Annotated in this window: 11 protein-coding genes; 7 read left to right on the top strand and 4 right to left on the bottom strand. The window is 63.4% G+C overall.

Annotated elements, in window-relative coordinates:
• The first annotated feature begins 14 nt into the window (after positions 1-14).
• From BTHE68_RS03930 to BTHE68_RS03955, 6 genes are all read left to right on the top strand, one after another.
• Positions 15-422, top strand: a complete 408-nt coding sequence (locus BTHE68_RS03930; protein ID WP_174257986.1) for a DUF4399 domain-containing protein — start codon at positions 15-17, stop codon at positions 420-422.
• A 188-nt stretch (positions 423-610) separates the two neighbouring features.
• A complete protein-coding gene (locus BTHE68_RS03935; protein WP_162065225.1) occupies positions 611-2,542 on the top strand; it encodes an ATP-binding cassette domain-containing protein in 1,932 nt (643 codons plus the stop codon).
• A 259-nt stretch (positions 2,543-2,801) separates the two neighbouring features.
• Positions 2,802-4,781: a DNA topoisomerase IV subunit B gene (locus BTHE68_RS03940; protein WP_162065226.1), complete on the top strand. Its 1,980-nt coding sequence runs from the start codon at positions 2,802-2,804 to the stop codon at positions 4,779-4,781.
• A gap of 38 nt (positions 4,782-4,819) precedes the next feature.
• Entirely contained in the window at positions 4,820-7,138 is a 2,319-nt protein-coding gene (gene parC / locus BTHE68_RS03945; protein WP_162065227.1) for a DNA topoisomerase IV subunit A, read from the top strand.
• A 201-nt stretch (positions 7,139-7,339) separates the two neighbouring features.
• Positions 7,340-7,708 (top strand): type II toxin-antitoxin system RelE/ParE family toxin, encoded by a 369-nt coding sequence (locus BTHE68_RS03950; protein WP_162065228.1) that lies wholly within the window; start codon positions 7,340-7,342, stop codon positions 7,706-7,708.
• Positions 7,701-8,024: a helix-turn-helix domain-containing protein gene (locus BTHE68_RS03955; protein WP_162066775.1), complete on the top strand. Its 324-nt coding sequence runs from the start codon at positions 7,701-7,703 to the stop codon at positions 8,022-8,024. The genes BTHE68_RS03950 and BTHE68_RS03955 overlap by 8 nt, the downstream gene beginning before the upstream one ends.
• Positions 8,025-8,030: 6 nt before the next feature.
• Here BTHE68_RS03955 and BTHE68_RS03960 read toward each other — a convergent pair whose 3' ends face one another.
• Positions 8,031-8,297 carry a hypothetical protein gene (locus tag BTHE68_RS03960; protein WP_162065229.1) on the bottom strand — a complete coding sequence of 89 codons (267 nt, stop codon included), beginning with the start codon at positions 8,295-8,297 and terminating at the stop codon, positions 8,031-8,033.
• 238 nt (positions 8,298-8,535) lie between these two features.
• Between BTHE68_RS03960 and BTHE68_RS03965 the strand changes: the two genes are divergently transcribed.
• Positions 8,536-8,994 carry a CopD family protein gene (locus BTHE68_RS03965; RefSeq protein WP_162065230.1) on the top strand — a complete coding sequence of 153 codons (459 nt, stop codon included), beginning with the start codon at positions 8,536-8,538 and terminating at the stop codon, positions 8,992-8,994.
• A 20-nt stretch (positions 8,995-9,014) separates the two neighbouring features.
• Here BTHE68_RS03965 and BTHE68_RS03970 read toward each other — a convergent pair whose 3' ends face one another.
• From BTHE68_RS03970 to BTHE68_RS03980, 3 genes are all read right to left on the bottom strand, one after another.
• Positions 9,015-11,444, bottom strand: a complete 2,430-nt coding sequence (locus BTHE68_RS03970; RefSeq protein ID WP_162065231.1) for a bifunctional diguanylate cyclase/phosphodiesterase — start codon at positions 11,442-11,444, stop codon at positions 9,015-9,017.
• A gap of 394 nt (positions 11,445-11,838) precedes the next feature.
• Positions 11,839-12,729 carry a PhzF family phenazine biosynthesis protein gene (locus BTHE68_RS03975; protein ID WP_162065232.1) on the bottom strand — a complete coding sequence of 297 codons (891 nt, stop codon included), beginning with the start codon at positions 12,727-12,729 and terminating at the stop codon, positions 11,839-11,841.
• Positions 12,730-12,810: 81 nt separating this feature from the next.
• Entirely contained in the window at positions 12,811-13,272 is a 462-nt protein-coding gene (locus BTHE68_RS03980) for a RidA family protein (protein WP_162065233.1), read from the bottom strand.
• Positions 13,273-13,319 lie beyond the last annotated feature (47 nt).

The following is a 13,319-nucleotide window of genomic DNA, read 5'->3' on the forward strand; positions in this document are numbered from 1 at the left end:
ATGGAGATAAAACGATGAAGCAAAAGCTCTTGGGTGCGATGTTGACGGGCGCGGTGCTGCTGACGCAATACGCCGGTACGGCGCATGCGCAGGCACGCGTCTATTTCGTCGAACCGAAGGACGGCGCGACCGTGACGAGTCCCGTCCACGTGAAATTCGGCGTCGATGGCATGTCGATCGCGCCGGCCGGCACGATGACCGATGGCACCGGTCATCACCATCTGCTGATCGATAGCAAGCCGCTACCGAAGGGCACGGTGATTCCGGCGAACGACACGTCGCTGCACTTCGGCAAGGGCCAGACCGAAGCCGATGTGAAACTGCCGCCCGGCGATCACACGCTGACGATGCAGTTCGGCGACGGCGCGCACCGTTCGTACGGGCCGGAAATGAGCTCGACGATCAAGGTGCACGTGAAGTAACGCGCTTTTCAGGCGAAAAAGGGAAGGCCGCCGCGAATCGGATTCGGGCGGCCTTTCTGTTCTCGGGGCTGCAAAGCCTCATCCGTTCGGCCTAAGCCGCGTGCGCCGAGCGCCCCGCCCGGTACAATGGCCGCTTCCATCGGTCGCCCTGCGTGGCGCCGACTGTTCGCCATTCATCCGGTTCTCCCATGTCGCTTTATTCCATTTCGGACGCGCAGCTCGCGTTCGGCCACGTCGCATTGCTCGACCATGCCGACTTCTCGCTCGAAGCGGGCGAGCGCGTCGGGCTCATCGGCCGCAACGGCGCCGGCAAATCGTCGCTGCTGAAGATCGTCGCGGGTCTCGCCGCGGCCGATGACGGCCTCGTCACGCGCCAGAGCGAACTCACGACCGTCTACGTGCCGCAGGAACCGGAGTTCGATCTCGACGCCTCCGTGTTCGATGTCGTCGCGTCCGGCCTCACCGACGCGCGCGCACTCCTCGACGAGTACGACGCCGTCGCGCATTCGCTCGCCGACACGCCCGAAGGCCCGCAGCATGACGACCTGCTCGCACGCATGAACGCGCTGCAATCGGCGCTCGACACGCGCGACGCCTGGAACTGGCGCACGCGTGTCGCGACGACGCTCGCGCAGATCGGCCTTAACGGCGACGCGCGCGCGGGCGACCTGTCCGGCGGCATGAAAAAGCGCGTTGCGCTGGCGCGCGCGCTGGTCGTGCAGCCCGACGTGCTGCTGCTCGACGAGCCGACCAACCATCTCGACTTCGACGGCATCCGCTGGCTGGAAGAGTTGCTCGTCACGCTGCGCTCCGGTCTGCTCTTCATTACGCACGATCGCGCGTTTCTCGATCGCGTGGCGACGCGCATCGTCGAACTGGATCGCGGCAGGCTGCTGTCGTATCCGGGCAATTTCAGCGCGTATCAGACGAGAAAGGCGCAACAGCTCGAAGTCGAGAAAGTCGAGCAGGACAAGTTCGACAAGCTGCTCGCGCAAGAGGAAGTGTGGATTCGCAAGGGCGTCGAGGCGCGGCGCACGCGCAGCGTCGGGCGCATCGCGCGGCTCGTGGAAATGCGCAATGAGCGCGCCGAGCGCCGCAACGTGCAGGGCAACGTGAAGCTCGATGTCGGGCAGGGCGAGAAGTCCGGCAAGATCGTCGCCGAACTGACGGACGTGACGAAGCGCTACGAGCGCACGATCGTCGATCGCTTCACGGCCACCGTGATGCGCGGCGACAAGATCGGTCTCGTCGGCCCGAACGGCGCGGGCAAGACCACGCTGCTCAAGCTGATTCTCGGCGAGTTGCAGCCCGATGAAGGCCGCGTGCGCATCGGCACCAACATTCAGACCGCGTATTTCGATCAGATGCGCGCGCAACTCGACCTCGACAAGTCGCTCGCCGACACCATCAGTCCAGGCAGCGAATGGGTCGAAGTGAACGGCGTGAAGAAGCACGTGATGAGCTATCTCGGCGATTTCCTGTTCGCGCCCGAGCGCGCGCGTTCGCCGGTGCGATCGCTGTCGGGCGGCGAGCGCAATCGCCTGCTGCTCGCGCGTCTGTTCGCGCGCCCCGCGAACGTGCTCGTGCTCGACGAACCGACCAACGATCTCGACATTCCGACACTCGAACTGCTCGAAGAACTGCTGTCGGATTACGACGGCACGGTGTTGCTCGTCAGCCACGACCGCGCGTTCCTCGATAACGTCGTGACCTCGGTGTTCGCGGCCGAAGGCGGCGGCAAATGGCGCGAGTATGTCGGCGGTTTCTCCGACTGGCAGATTCAGCGCGAACGTTCGGAGCGTCTCGCGGAGGAAGCGGCGCGTCAGACCGCGAAGGAAGCGCCCAAGGACGACGCGCCGAAGGAAAGCGCGGCGGGCCGCAACGCGCAGCGCACCGTGAAACTGTCGTTCAAGGAACAGCGCGAACTGGAAGCGCTGCCGGCGCGCATCGCCGAACTGGAAGAAGAGCAGAAGGCGATCGGCGCGCGGCTCGAAGACGGCTCGATCTTCGCGAAGGATGCGAAGGAAGGTGCGCGGCTGTCCGAGCGCCATGCGGCGATCGAAGAGGAATTGCTCGTCGCGCTGGAGCGCTGGGAAGAGCTGGAAGCGAAACGCAAGTAGGCGCGTTTTATCGGTCCGAGGTGGGCGCGGCGGGCGAAAACCGCTATTCTCCTAGCGCGGCACGGATCGGCGGACCGTTTTCCTCCTCGCTCATCGGGCATCCGGCCAGGCATTTTCATCAAGCATTTCGCCGGCAGATCGGGCGTCACGTTGTGGCATTTCCCGCGAGTACGCTCGAGAGCCGGATCAACGTTCAACTATGTCCACGAAAAAATCCAGCGCAATGGCGACAGGCACGCAGCGAGGCAAGCGCCTCGTCATGAACGCCAAGGCAGCCGGCTACAGCGAAGCATCGATCAAGGTGCTCAAGGGCCTGGAGCCGGTCAAGCAGCGGCCCGGCATGTACACGCGGACCGAGAATCCGCTGCACATCATTCAGGAAGTGATCGACAACGCCTCCGACGAAGCGCTCGGCGGCTACGGCAAGCAGATCACCGTCACCCTGCACAACGATAACTCCGTTTCCGTCGACGACGACGGGCGTGGCATTCCGTTCGGCATGCATCCGGAAGAAGGCGTGCCGGTCGTCGAGATCGTGTTCACGCGGCTGCACGCAGGCGGCAAGTTCGACAAGGCCGCGGGCGGCGCCTATACATTCTCGGGCGGTCTGCACGGCGTCGGCGTCTCGGTGACGAACGCGCTCGCGACCCGTCTCGAAGTGACCGTCTGGCGCGACAACAAGGTCGCGCAACTCGCGTTTTCCAATGGCGATGTCGTCGAGCAACTCACGACGCGCACGGCCGAGCGCGGCGCAAAGAAAAGCGGCACGCGCGTGCGCGCATGGCCGAATCCGAAGTACTTCGACTCCGCGAATCTGCCGCTCGGCGAATTGCAGCGCCTGTTGCGTTCGAAGGCCGTGCTGCTGCCGGGCGTCGAAGTCGCGCTCGTCATCGAGAAGACGGGCGAGCGTCAGACCTGGAAGTACGAAGACGGCCTGCGCGGCTATCTGCTCGAAGGCATGGGCGGCAGCGAACTGCTGATTCCCTTGTTCGAAGGCGAGCGCTATGCCGAAAGCTCGCGCAATACCGAGGAAACCTTCGCGGAAGGCGAGGGCGCGTCGTGGGTCGTCGCGTGGAGCGAGGAAGGGCCGCTCTTGCGTGAATCGTATGTGAACCTCATTCCGACGCCCGCGGGCGGCACGCACGAATCCGGCCTGCGCGATGGCCTTTTTCAGGCGGTGAAGAACTTCGTCGAGATTCATAACCTGCAGCCCAAAGGCGTGAAGCTGCTCGCGGAAGACGTCTTCGCGCGCGTGTCGTTCGTCCTGTCGGCGAAGGTGCTCGATCCGCAGTTCCAAGGCCAGATCAAGGAACGTCTCAATAGCCGCGATGCGGTGAAGCTCGTGTCGTCGTTCTCGCGGCCGGCGCTGGAGTTGTGGCTGAATCAGCACGTCGAATACGGCAAGAAGCTCGCGGAACTCGTGATCCGTCAGGCGCAGGCGCGCACGCGCGCCGGTCAGAAGATCGAGAAGAAGAAGAGTTCGGGCGTGGCCGTGTTGCCGGGCAAGCTGACCGATTGCGAATCGACGGACATCGCGCGCAACGAGCTCTTTCTCGTCGAGGGCGATTCGGCGGGCGGCTCCGCGAAGATGGGCCGCGACAAGGAGTTTCAGGCGATCCTGCCGTTGCGCGGCAAGGTGCTGAACACGTGGGAAACGGAACGCGACCGGCTTTTCGCGAACAACGAAGTGCATGACATCGCGGTGGCGATCGGCGTCGATCCGCACGGTCCGGACGATCAGATCGACCTCACGAATCTGCGCTACGGCAAGATCTGCATTCTGTCGGACGCGGACGTCGACGGCGCGCACATTCAGGTGCTGCTGCTCACGCTTTTCTTCAAGCACTTCCCGCAACTGATCGAACGTAGCCACGTGTGCGTCGCGCGGCCGCCGCTGTTTCGCGTCGATGCCCCCGCGCGCGGCAAGAAGCCCGCGCAGAAACTCTACGCGCTCGACGAAGGCGAACTCGAAGCGATCCTCGACAAGCTGCGCAAGGACGGCGTGCGCGAAACGGCATGGACCATCAGCCGCTTCAAGGGCCTCGGCGAAATGAGCGCGGAACAGCTCTGGGACACGACGATGAACCCCGACACGCGACGCCTGTTGCCTGTCGGCCTCGGCGATCTCGGCTTCGATCTCACCGTCTCGCGCATGACCATGCTGATGGGCAAGGGCGAAGCGGCGTCGCGCCGCAGCTGGCTCGAAGAGAAGGGCAACGAAGTCGAAGCGGACATCTGAGTTCGACTTAAGCAACGCATAACGGATATCGATATTCGATGGGAATCACAGACGATCTCTTCGCCGAGCAGACCGCACCGGACGGCGAACAACTGACGCTCGGCGATTACGCCGAACGCGCTTATCTCGACTACGCGGTGAGCGTGGTGAAGGGCCGCGCACTGCCCGATGTCTGCGACGGACAAAAGCCCGTGCAGCGCCGCATTCTCTTCGCGATGAGCGAGATGGGCCTCGCGTCCGGCGCGAAGCCGGTGAAGTCGGCGCGCGTGGTCGGCGACGTGCTGGGCAAGTATCACCCGCATGGCGATCAATCCGCGTACGACGCGCTCGTGCGTCTCGCGCAGGACTTTTCGATGCGCTATCCGCTCATCGACGGTCAGGGCAACTTCGGCTCGCGCGACGGCGACGGCGCCGCGGCCATGCGATACACCGAAGCGCGCCTCACGCCGATCGCGCGCCTGCTGCTCGATGAAATCGATCAGGGCACGGTCGATTTCATGCCGAACTACGACGGCTCGTTCGAAGAGCCGAAGCTGCTGCCGGCGCGCCTGCCGTTCCTGTTGCTGAACGGCGCATCGGGCATTGCGGTGGGTCTCGCCACGGAAATCCCGTCGCACAATTTGCGCGAAGTCGCGCAGGCCGCCGTCGCGATGATCCGCGATCCGAAGATCGGCCATGCCGGTCTGATGGAAAAGGTGCCTGGACCGGACTTCCCGGGCGGTGGCCAGATCATCTCGTCGCCCGCGGAAATCTCGGCGGCTTACGAGACCGGCCGCGGCAGCCTCAAAGTGCGCGCGCGCTGGAAGATCGAGGAACTCGCGCGCGGCCAGTGGCAGGTGGTCATCACGGAATTGCCGCCGGGCGTGTCGAGCCAGAAGGTGCTTGAGGAAATCGAGGAACTCACCAATCCGAAGATCAAGCTCGGCAAGAAAACGCTCACGCCCGAGCAGGTCCAGACCAAGCAGACCTTGCTCGCGCTGCTCGACGCCGTGCGCGACGAGTCCGGCAAGGACGCGCCCGTGCGGCTCGTGTTCGAGCCGAAGTCGAGCCGTATCGATCAGACGGAGTTCGTCAACTCGCTGCTCGCGCATACGAGCCTCGAATCGAACGCGACCATCAACCTCGTGATGATCGGCGCCGACGGCAGGCCTCGTCAGAAAGGCATCGTCGAGATCCTGCACGAGTGGGTCGGTTTCCGGTTCGTGACGGTGACGCGGCGCACGCAGCATCGTCTCGGCAAGGTCGACGACCGCATCCATATTCTCGAAGGGCGGATGATCGTCTTCCTGAATATCGATGAAGTGATTCGCATCATCCGCGAGTCCGAGGAGCCGAAGCAGGCACTGATGGCGCGCTTCAATCTGTCGGAGCGGCAGGCCGAAGACATTCTCGAAATCCGTCTGCGTCAGCTCGCGCGGCTGGAAGCGATCAAGATCGAACAGGAACTGTCCGACTTGCGCGACGAGAAGACGAAGCTCGAAGAGTTGCTCAACAGCGATGCCGCGATGAAGCGCCTGCTCATCAAGGAAATCGAAGCGGACGCCAAGCAATTCGGCGACGATCGCCGCACGCTCATTCAGCAGGAAAAGCGCGCGACCTTCGAGACGCGCGTCGTCGACGAGCCGGTGACGGTGGTCGTGTCGCAGAAGGGCTGGGTGCGCGCGCTGAAGGGCCACGGACTCGATCCGGCGGGCTTCACGTTCAAGCAGGGCGACGGACTCTATGCGGCGTTCCAGGCGCGCACGCCGGATTCGCTCGTCGCGTGGGGCAGCAAGGGGCGCGTGTATTCGGTGCCGGTTTCTGCATTGCCGGGCGGCCGTGGCGATGGCGTGCCGGTGACGTCGCTGATCGAACTGGAATCGGGCACGCATCTGCTGCATTACTTCGCGGCGAATGCCGAACAGCAACTGCTGCTTGCATCGAGCAATGGCTTTGGTTTCCTCGCGAAGCTCGGCGACATGGTGAGCCGCCAGAAGGCGGGCAAGGCCTTCATGACGATCGACGAAGGCGCCGTGCCGCTCGCGCCGATGCCGGTCATTCCTGGCGCGACGTATGTGGCGTGTCTGTCGAGCACGGGCCGTTTGCTCGTGTTCGGCATGGACGAGATGAAGACGCTGTCGGGCGGCGGACGCGGCGTCATTCTGATGGGCCTCGATCCGAAGGAGACGCTGCGTCAGGCGCTTGCCATCGATGCGCGTGGTGTCGTGATGATCGGCACCGGGCGCGGCGGGAAGGTGCGGGACGAGAAGCTCGCCGGCTCGCAGATGCAACTGCATCTGGGCAAGCGTTCGAGGAAGGGGCGTGCGCCGGATTCGTCGTTGAAGGTGACGGATTTGCGGCCGGTGTTCGAGGGGTGAGATGTTTAGTGGACGTTGATGATGTCCGCTTGTGACCTGGGAAGCCCGCTTCGTGCGGGCTTTTTTGCGGGCTTCGTACTTTGTCTCGACATTCAGACATTAATCATTTCAACGCGCGGCCTGAGAGGACAAGCTTCCGACCGGAGGCAGGGAAGAAGCGAACTGCCGATATTCCCAAATGGGTATAATCTGCGTTGAGTCATGGAAGAGCGAGAAGTCAAGCCGCTGCGATGGGTGGGTTCCGCGAAGCGAGACCTGAAGACAATGCCAGCGGACGTGCAGGACATGTTTGGCTTTGCGCTGTATCAGGCGCAGTCCGGCAGAAAGCACGAACAGGCGAAGCCGTTGAAGGGATTCGGATCTGCAGGCGTGCTGGAAGTCGTGGAATCGTCGAAGGATGGTGCTTTTCGCGCGGTCTATACGGTGAGATTCGAGCACGCGGTTTATGTGTTGCACTGTTTCCAGAAGAAATCGGCATCTGGCATCGCCACACCGAGACCGGATATGGAGATCATCCGGGCGCGGCTGAAAGCGGCCCAGGCCCATGCAGCGGGAGAGCGCAATGATTGAGATAGAAGATAGCAGCGGCAACGTGTACGCTGACCTGGGACTGCCCGATGCCGACGAAATGCGCGTCAAGGCGCAACTCGCCGGCAAGATTGGCGAAATCATCAAGACCCGGCGCTGGACGCAGCAACGTGCCGCTGATGTTCTCGGCATCAGCCAACCCAAGCTCTCGCAACTGCTGCGCGGCCAGTTTCGGGGCATCAGCGAAGCGAAGATGCTCGAGTTGCTCGCGCGCCTTGGCCGCAATGTGCAAATCGTCGTCGGTCCGCCGCGGCGCTCGGCCAAGCCAGGCCGCGTGGAAGTCGTGTTCGCCGCCTAGCGCCCGCTACAACAGATGTCGCCTGTTCTCCGCGTCGATGACACAAGGAAACCGGCAGTCTTCATCCAGAACGACCGGCATGCCATTAATGGTGATGGAGCTTGCGATTTCTATCGGAATCTCTCCCGCGCCTTCGATGCCCTTGCATGTTTCCAAACTGAAATAGCGCATGGCCTCTGGATGCATCCGGAGTTCTCGTGCCTCCGATCCACGCTCGTAGAGATCGTCTCTGATTTCGCAAAGTCGGCTAACGACGAAGTCGACGCAGTTCATATCGGCCTGGTTCCTCGGTTCGTAGAATAGCTGCCTCGCGGCCGAGATCCGCAACTGAATGCGGGCGCGGGCGGCATCGAAAGAACTTATCTCATTCCCACAGTCCTTAGGTTCACGAATAATCCGATTCTTCAAGGCGCGATAACAAAATCGGCCGGGCGGGGAACTCCTAACCGCATGTGCATTCCTAGTCTTGTGCCCGCACGCACTCGACAACTCAAATACCCCGGAATCCCCAATGAACAAAGCCATCGAAGCGGCGCTCTTTCTGCATTTGCTCGGCGTAGCCGTTTGGATCGGCGGAATGATTTTCGCGCATTTCTGCTTGCGTCCCGCGCTCGGCGATCTCACGCCGCAACTGCGGCTGCCGCTATGGGAGTCAGTCTTTGCGCGCTTCTTCAACTGGGTCGCGGCTTCGGTGCTCGTGATTCTGCTCACCGGCGGCTTCCTGCTCGTGCAGTTCGGCGGCGGTCATGCGGCGTGGCCCCTGCATGCGATGGCCGGTCTCGGCATTGTGATGATGCTCATCTTCGGGCATATCCGGTTTGCGGTGTTTCCGCGCATTCGCCGCGCCGTACAGGCGCAGAACTGGCCGGATGGGGCGAGGGCCGTCGGAACTGTGCGACGGCTCGTCGTGATCAATCTCGTGCTTGGTGTGGTGACGATCGGTACGGCGGTGTTGTCGCGTGGGTTTTAGGGTTTTCGTTTTCGCCCAGGTCACACCCCGCGCTCATCACTGAGCGCAGTACTCGACTCCTGCCCCGCATCCTTGCGCGATCGCGCCCCGTGTCCACGCGACCATCCACACACGCCGAAGCGATCGAGCAACGCCTGCACGCCATCCGCCGGCACGGGCCGCGAAAACAGGAAACCTTGCGCTTCCACAGGCCCAAGCGCCGCAAGCCACGCGATCTGCTCCTCACGCTCGGTGCCTTCCACCACGACCGTCAGCCCCAGCGAGCGCGCCAGATTGACGATCGCCGACACCATCACGCACACGCTCCGATCCTCGGGAATCGCCTGGATGAACGAGCGATCCACCTTGAGCGTATCCACCGAGAAGCGATTCAGATACGACAGCGACGAATAGCCCGTGCCGAAGTCGTCGAGCGCGATTCGCACGCCCAGCCGCTTCAACGCGACGATCTTCTCCTGCACCAGTTCCGGATACTCCACCATCACCGTCTCGGTGATCTCGAGTTCGAGCTTGTCCGATGGAATGCCGCTCGCCTCGATCGCGCGCGCGACCGTCTCCAGCAGATCGCCGCGCCAGAACTGCACGGCCGAGATGTTCACTGCGAGCGACAGCCCGGTGTAACCATCGCGCTGCCACTGCGCGAGCTGCATGCACGCGGTGTGAATCACGAAGTCGCCGACCGCGACGATCAGCCCCGTCGATTCCGCGACCGGAATGAACTCGTTCGCCGGAATGAGCCCGTGCTGCGGATGATTCCATCGCACGAGCGCCTCGAAGCCGGTGATGCAGCGGCGCGTCAGATCGATCTTCGGCTGATACACGAGGAAAAGCTGCTGCTCGGTCAGCGCGACGCGCAGTTGCTGCTCCCAGCGCATCAGATGATCCGCGCGATGCGACAACTGCGGCGAATAGAACTGATAGCAGTTGCGGCCCGCGTCCTTCGCGCTGTACATCGCGAGATCGGCTTTTTTCAGCAGATCGATCTCGCTTTCGTTCGACACCGAGAAAAGCGCAATGCCGATGCTCGAATGCAGCACGAACGCGCTGCCGCGCACGTCGAAGGGCGTCGCGAACATCGTCGCGATATCGTCGGCGAGTGTGACCGCCCGTTGCTCGACGTCATCGCCCTTCAGCACGACGACGAACTCGTCGCCGCCGATGCGCGATAACGTGCCGCTTTGCCCGACCGTTTCCGCGAGACGCGACGCGGTCATCTGGAGCACGATGTCGCCCGCGTTATGGCCGAGCGTGTCGTTGACGGTCTTGAAGTTGTCGAGGTCGATGAACAGCAGCGCGAGCCGCCCGATGTTCTCCGGCTGCGCCACGTCGTGCCGGAGCGCGCGCAACGTCGAGTAACGGTTGCGCAGGCCGGTGAGCAGATCGAATTCGACCAGATGCGTCATCTCGCGCTCGCGTCCGAGCAGCTTGCCGATGAGACCCGTCGCCACCGCGAAGAAGCCGAGCATTGCGAGCGAGATGAAGCTCGCCATCAGCAGATAGACATTGCGCGTGTGGTTGTAGTCGGTCATCTCCTCGCGCTCGGAGAGGCCGACGAGCACGCCGAGCGGATAGCCGTCGATATGCCGGTACGACACGATGCGCTTCACGTGATCGATCGGGTCGACATAGATGCCCGACGCGTGATCCGTCGTCGGATAGACGCCGCTCGCGCTGAACTCGCCGCGGGCGCGCTCGGCCGGCGCGTTGCGCGCACCGCCCTTGGCGACCGGATTGGCCGCTGCGTTCTCGCCGAGGCCGCCGCCCGTGTTGCGCGCGAGCACCGAGCCGTTGTCCGACACGACAGCGATCACGCCTTCTCGGCCGATCGACGCGACGTTGTAGAAATCGCTGGTGAAATAGGCCGGGTCTTCCGATACGACCACGACGCCCGCGAACGAGCCGTCCGGATGATTCAGCCGTCGCGTGATCTGCAAGGTCCAGAGTCCCGACACGCGCCCGCGCACCGGGCGGCTGATGTACAGCAGGTCGTCGTTCGAATGCGCGTGAACCTTGTAGTGCTCGCGATCGGACAGGTCGATCGGCTTCGGATGCGGGTCGGACGTGTTGGCGATCAGCGTGCCGTATTCGTCGATCAAGGACACCTGCACGAGCGTATCGCTCTGCACGACGCCTTTTTCGACCGTCGCGATGAGATCGAAGTTGTCGGGCGACTTCTCGTACTCGTATTTGACGAAGCGCGTGATCTGGTCGACCTGATGGATCGCCTTGATGGTGTGCTGTTCGAGCGCCGACGAGAGAATCGCGGCGGAGGCCATCGACTCATGCGTCGTCGCTTCGCGTTCGACGGAGAGCCGAGCGAAGATCACCGCCCACAGCAGCACCAGCACGAAGGTGCCGAGCACGGGAATGGCCAGCAGCGCGCGCCGACGCCGCCCCGAGGGCGCGCCGAGAAAAGTGTCAGAAAAGGTGTGGGAGCGCGTGCGCTTCATGGCGCGTCCGTGCGCGCTGATTCGCGTAGCGCGTAGCGTGCTGCGAACTGCGCGAAGTGGATGAAGCGCTGCATGTCGAGAGCTGGTCGGCCGAAACGAGTGAATATACCGCGCGCGGCGCGCGATGGAGGGTCGGCGGATAAACGGTCCAGGATCCGATCCACGTTTCGATCGACAGCATGAGCGAAACAGCGAGCGTTCGGTGTCGTTGAATGCATACGTTTGCGCTGCGGCGCAAGCGGCTCGACTCCACGACGCCCGGCCATCCGCCGATGTGAAACCGCTCGCAATCTGATCCCCGATTGTTCAGATATTAGCGAAGCCACCGGGATTAAGAAAGGGGCCTCGCTTGGGGGTATACGCGCGGCCTTTCCCCGACACGTAGGTCATTGTTTCAGATGCGGAATATGCCGTCGATCACAGTTACCGACGCGCCTCCGATCCAGATCGGTGCGTCGCTCGCCGCATCGTCATAGACGATGCTCACGCGGCCGTCGCGGCCGAGCGCCGTGCCTTGCCGGACGGTGAAGCGCTCGCCCGGCCGCCGTTCCTGCGCGCGCAGCAGCGTTGCGAGCGCCGCGTTCGCGCTGCCAGTGACCGGGTCCTCGATGTTCTCCGCGCCGAGCAGAATCACGCGCAATTCGAAGCTCGCCGGTCCGCCCGGCGCGTGCGGGCCGTAGACCGCGATGCCGTGCATGCCCGTTTCCGCAACTAGCGCCGCGACCGCTGCGCGTGCGTCGCCCGCGAGCGTGAGCGCAAGACATTGCGCCGCGTCGCTCACGCGCACGACGAGCCACGGCGCACCGTTGTTCACGGCGGCGGGCGGCGCGCTGAAATCGATTACCGCCGGAGCCAGCGCGTCGGCCAGACGATCGTTCTGCGCAGCGGTCAGCGGCACGATAGTCGCGGGCGGTGCGGCGAACGCCCATTCGCCGTTCTCGCGTTCGGCGAGCGTCACGAGGCCGACACCGCATTCCTGTACGAGCCTGCCGGGCGTCTTCGGCGCGTAGCCGCTGCCGAGGAGCGCGTGCGCGCTGCCGAGCGTCGGATGACCGGCGAACGGCAGTTCGAGCGCCGTCGTGAAGATGCGTACGCGATAGTCGGCGCGCGGATCGGTCGGCGGCATCAAAAACGCCGTCTCCGACAGATTGGTCCAGCGCGCGATTTCCTGCATGCGCTCGGTGGAAAGCCCTTCGGCGTCGAAGATCACCGCGAGCGGATTGCCCTTGAACGGCACGGGCGTGAAGACGTCGACCTGCTTGAACTGGACGGTGCGTGAGGACATGAGCGTAACGATTCGAATGAGACAAAAAAAACCCGACGGCGTGAGCGCGTCGGGTTTCGCCGGGATGAAACGGGATGCGCCTTAAGCGACTTCCGCGATCAGCTCGATCTCGACGCACGCGCCGAGCGGAATCTGCGCGACGCCGAACGCCGAGCGCGCGTGCTTGCCGGCGTCACCGAAGACTTCCGCGATCAGTTCGGACGCGCCGTTCGTGACGATGTGCTGCTCGGTGAAATCGAACGTCGAGTTGACGAGGCTCATCACCTTGACGATGCGCTTGACCTTGTTGAGATCGCCGACATGCGCGTGCAGCGTCGCGATCAGGTCGATGGCGACGCTGCGCGCAGCCGCCTTGCCTTCTTCCGTCGCGATGTTGTCACCGAGCTTGCCGACATGCACCTTGCCGTCCTTCTTCGCGATGTGTCCCGAGAGATACACCGTGTTGCCGCTCTGCGCGCTCATCACATAAGCGGCGGCGGGCGCGCCCGCGCTGGGCAGTTCGATGCCGAGTTCCTTCAGCTTGTCATACACGTTGGATGCCATCGTTGCTCCTCGTCACTGAAAACGGGTGGAAGGGCGCGCACGCGCCC

The organism is Burkholderia sp. THE68 (assembly GCF_009938265.1).
GTDB lineage: Bacteria > Pseudomonadota > Gammaproteobacteria > Burkholderiales > Burkholderiaceae > Caballeronia.

Excerpts from the sequence above, each read along its gene's own strand:
- BTHE68_RS03930 (WP_174257986.1), top strand. The coding sequence starts at position 15 with ATGAAGCAAAAGCTCTTGGGTGCGATGTTGACGGGCGCGGTGCTGCTG.
- BTHE68_RS03935 (WP_162065225.1), top strand. The coding sequence starts at position 611 with ATGTCGCTTTATTCCATTTCGGACGCGCAGCTCGCGTTCGGCCACGTC.
- BTHE68_RS03940 (WP_162065226.1), top strand. The coding sequence starts at position 2,802 with ATGAACGCCAAGGCAGCCGGCTACAGCGAAGCATCGATCAAGGTGCTC.
- parC (WP_162065227.1), top strand. The coding sequence starts at position 4,820 with ATGGGAATCACAGACGATCTCTTCGCCGAGCAGACCGCACCGGACGGC.
- BTHE68_RS03950 (WP_162065228.1), top strand. The coding sequence starts at position 7,340 with ATGGAAGAGCGAGAAGTCAAGCCGCTGCGATGGGTGGGTTCCGCGAAG.
- BTHE68_RS03955 (WP_162066775.1), top strand. The coding sequence starts at position 7,701 with ATGATTGAGATAGAAGATAGCAGCGGCAACGTGTACGCTGACCTGGGA.
- BTHE68_RS03960 (WP_162065229.1), bottom strand. The coding sequence starts at position 8,297 with ATGAACTGCGTCGACTTCGTCGTTAGCCGACTTTGCGAAATCAGAGAC.
- BTHE68_RS03965 (WP_162065230.1), top strand. The coding sequence starts at position 8,536 with ATGAACAAAGCCATCGAAGCGGCGCTCTTTCTGCATTTGCTCGGCGTA.
- BTHE68_RS03970 (WP_162065231.1), bottom strand. The coding sequence starts at position 11,444 with ATGAAGCGCACGCGCTCCCACACCTTTTCTGACACTTTTCTCGGCGCG.
- BTHE68_RS03975 (WP_162065232.1), bottom strand. The coding sequence starts at position 12,729 with ATGTCCTCACGCACCGTCCAGTTCAAGCAGGTCGACGTCTTCACGCCC.
- BTHE68_RS03980 (WP_162065233.1), bottom strand. The coding sequence starts at position 13,272 with ATGGCATCCAACGTGTATGACAAGCTGAAGGAACTCGGCATCGAACTG.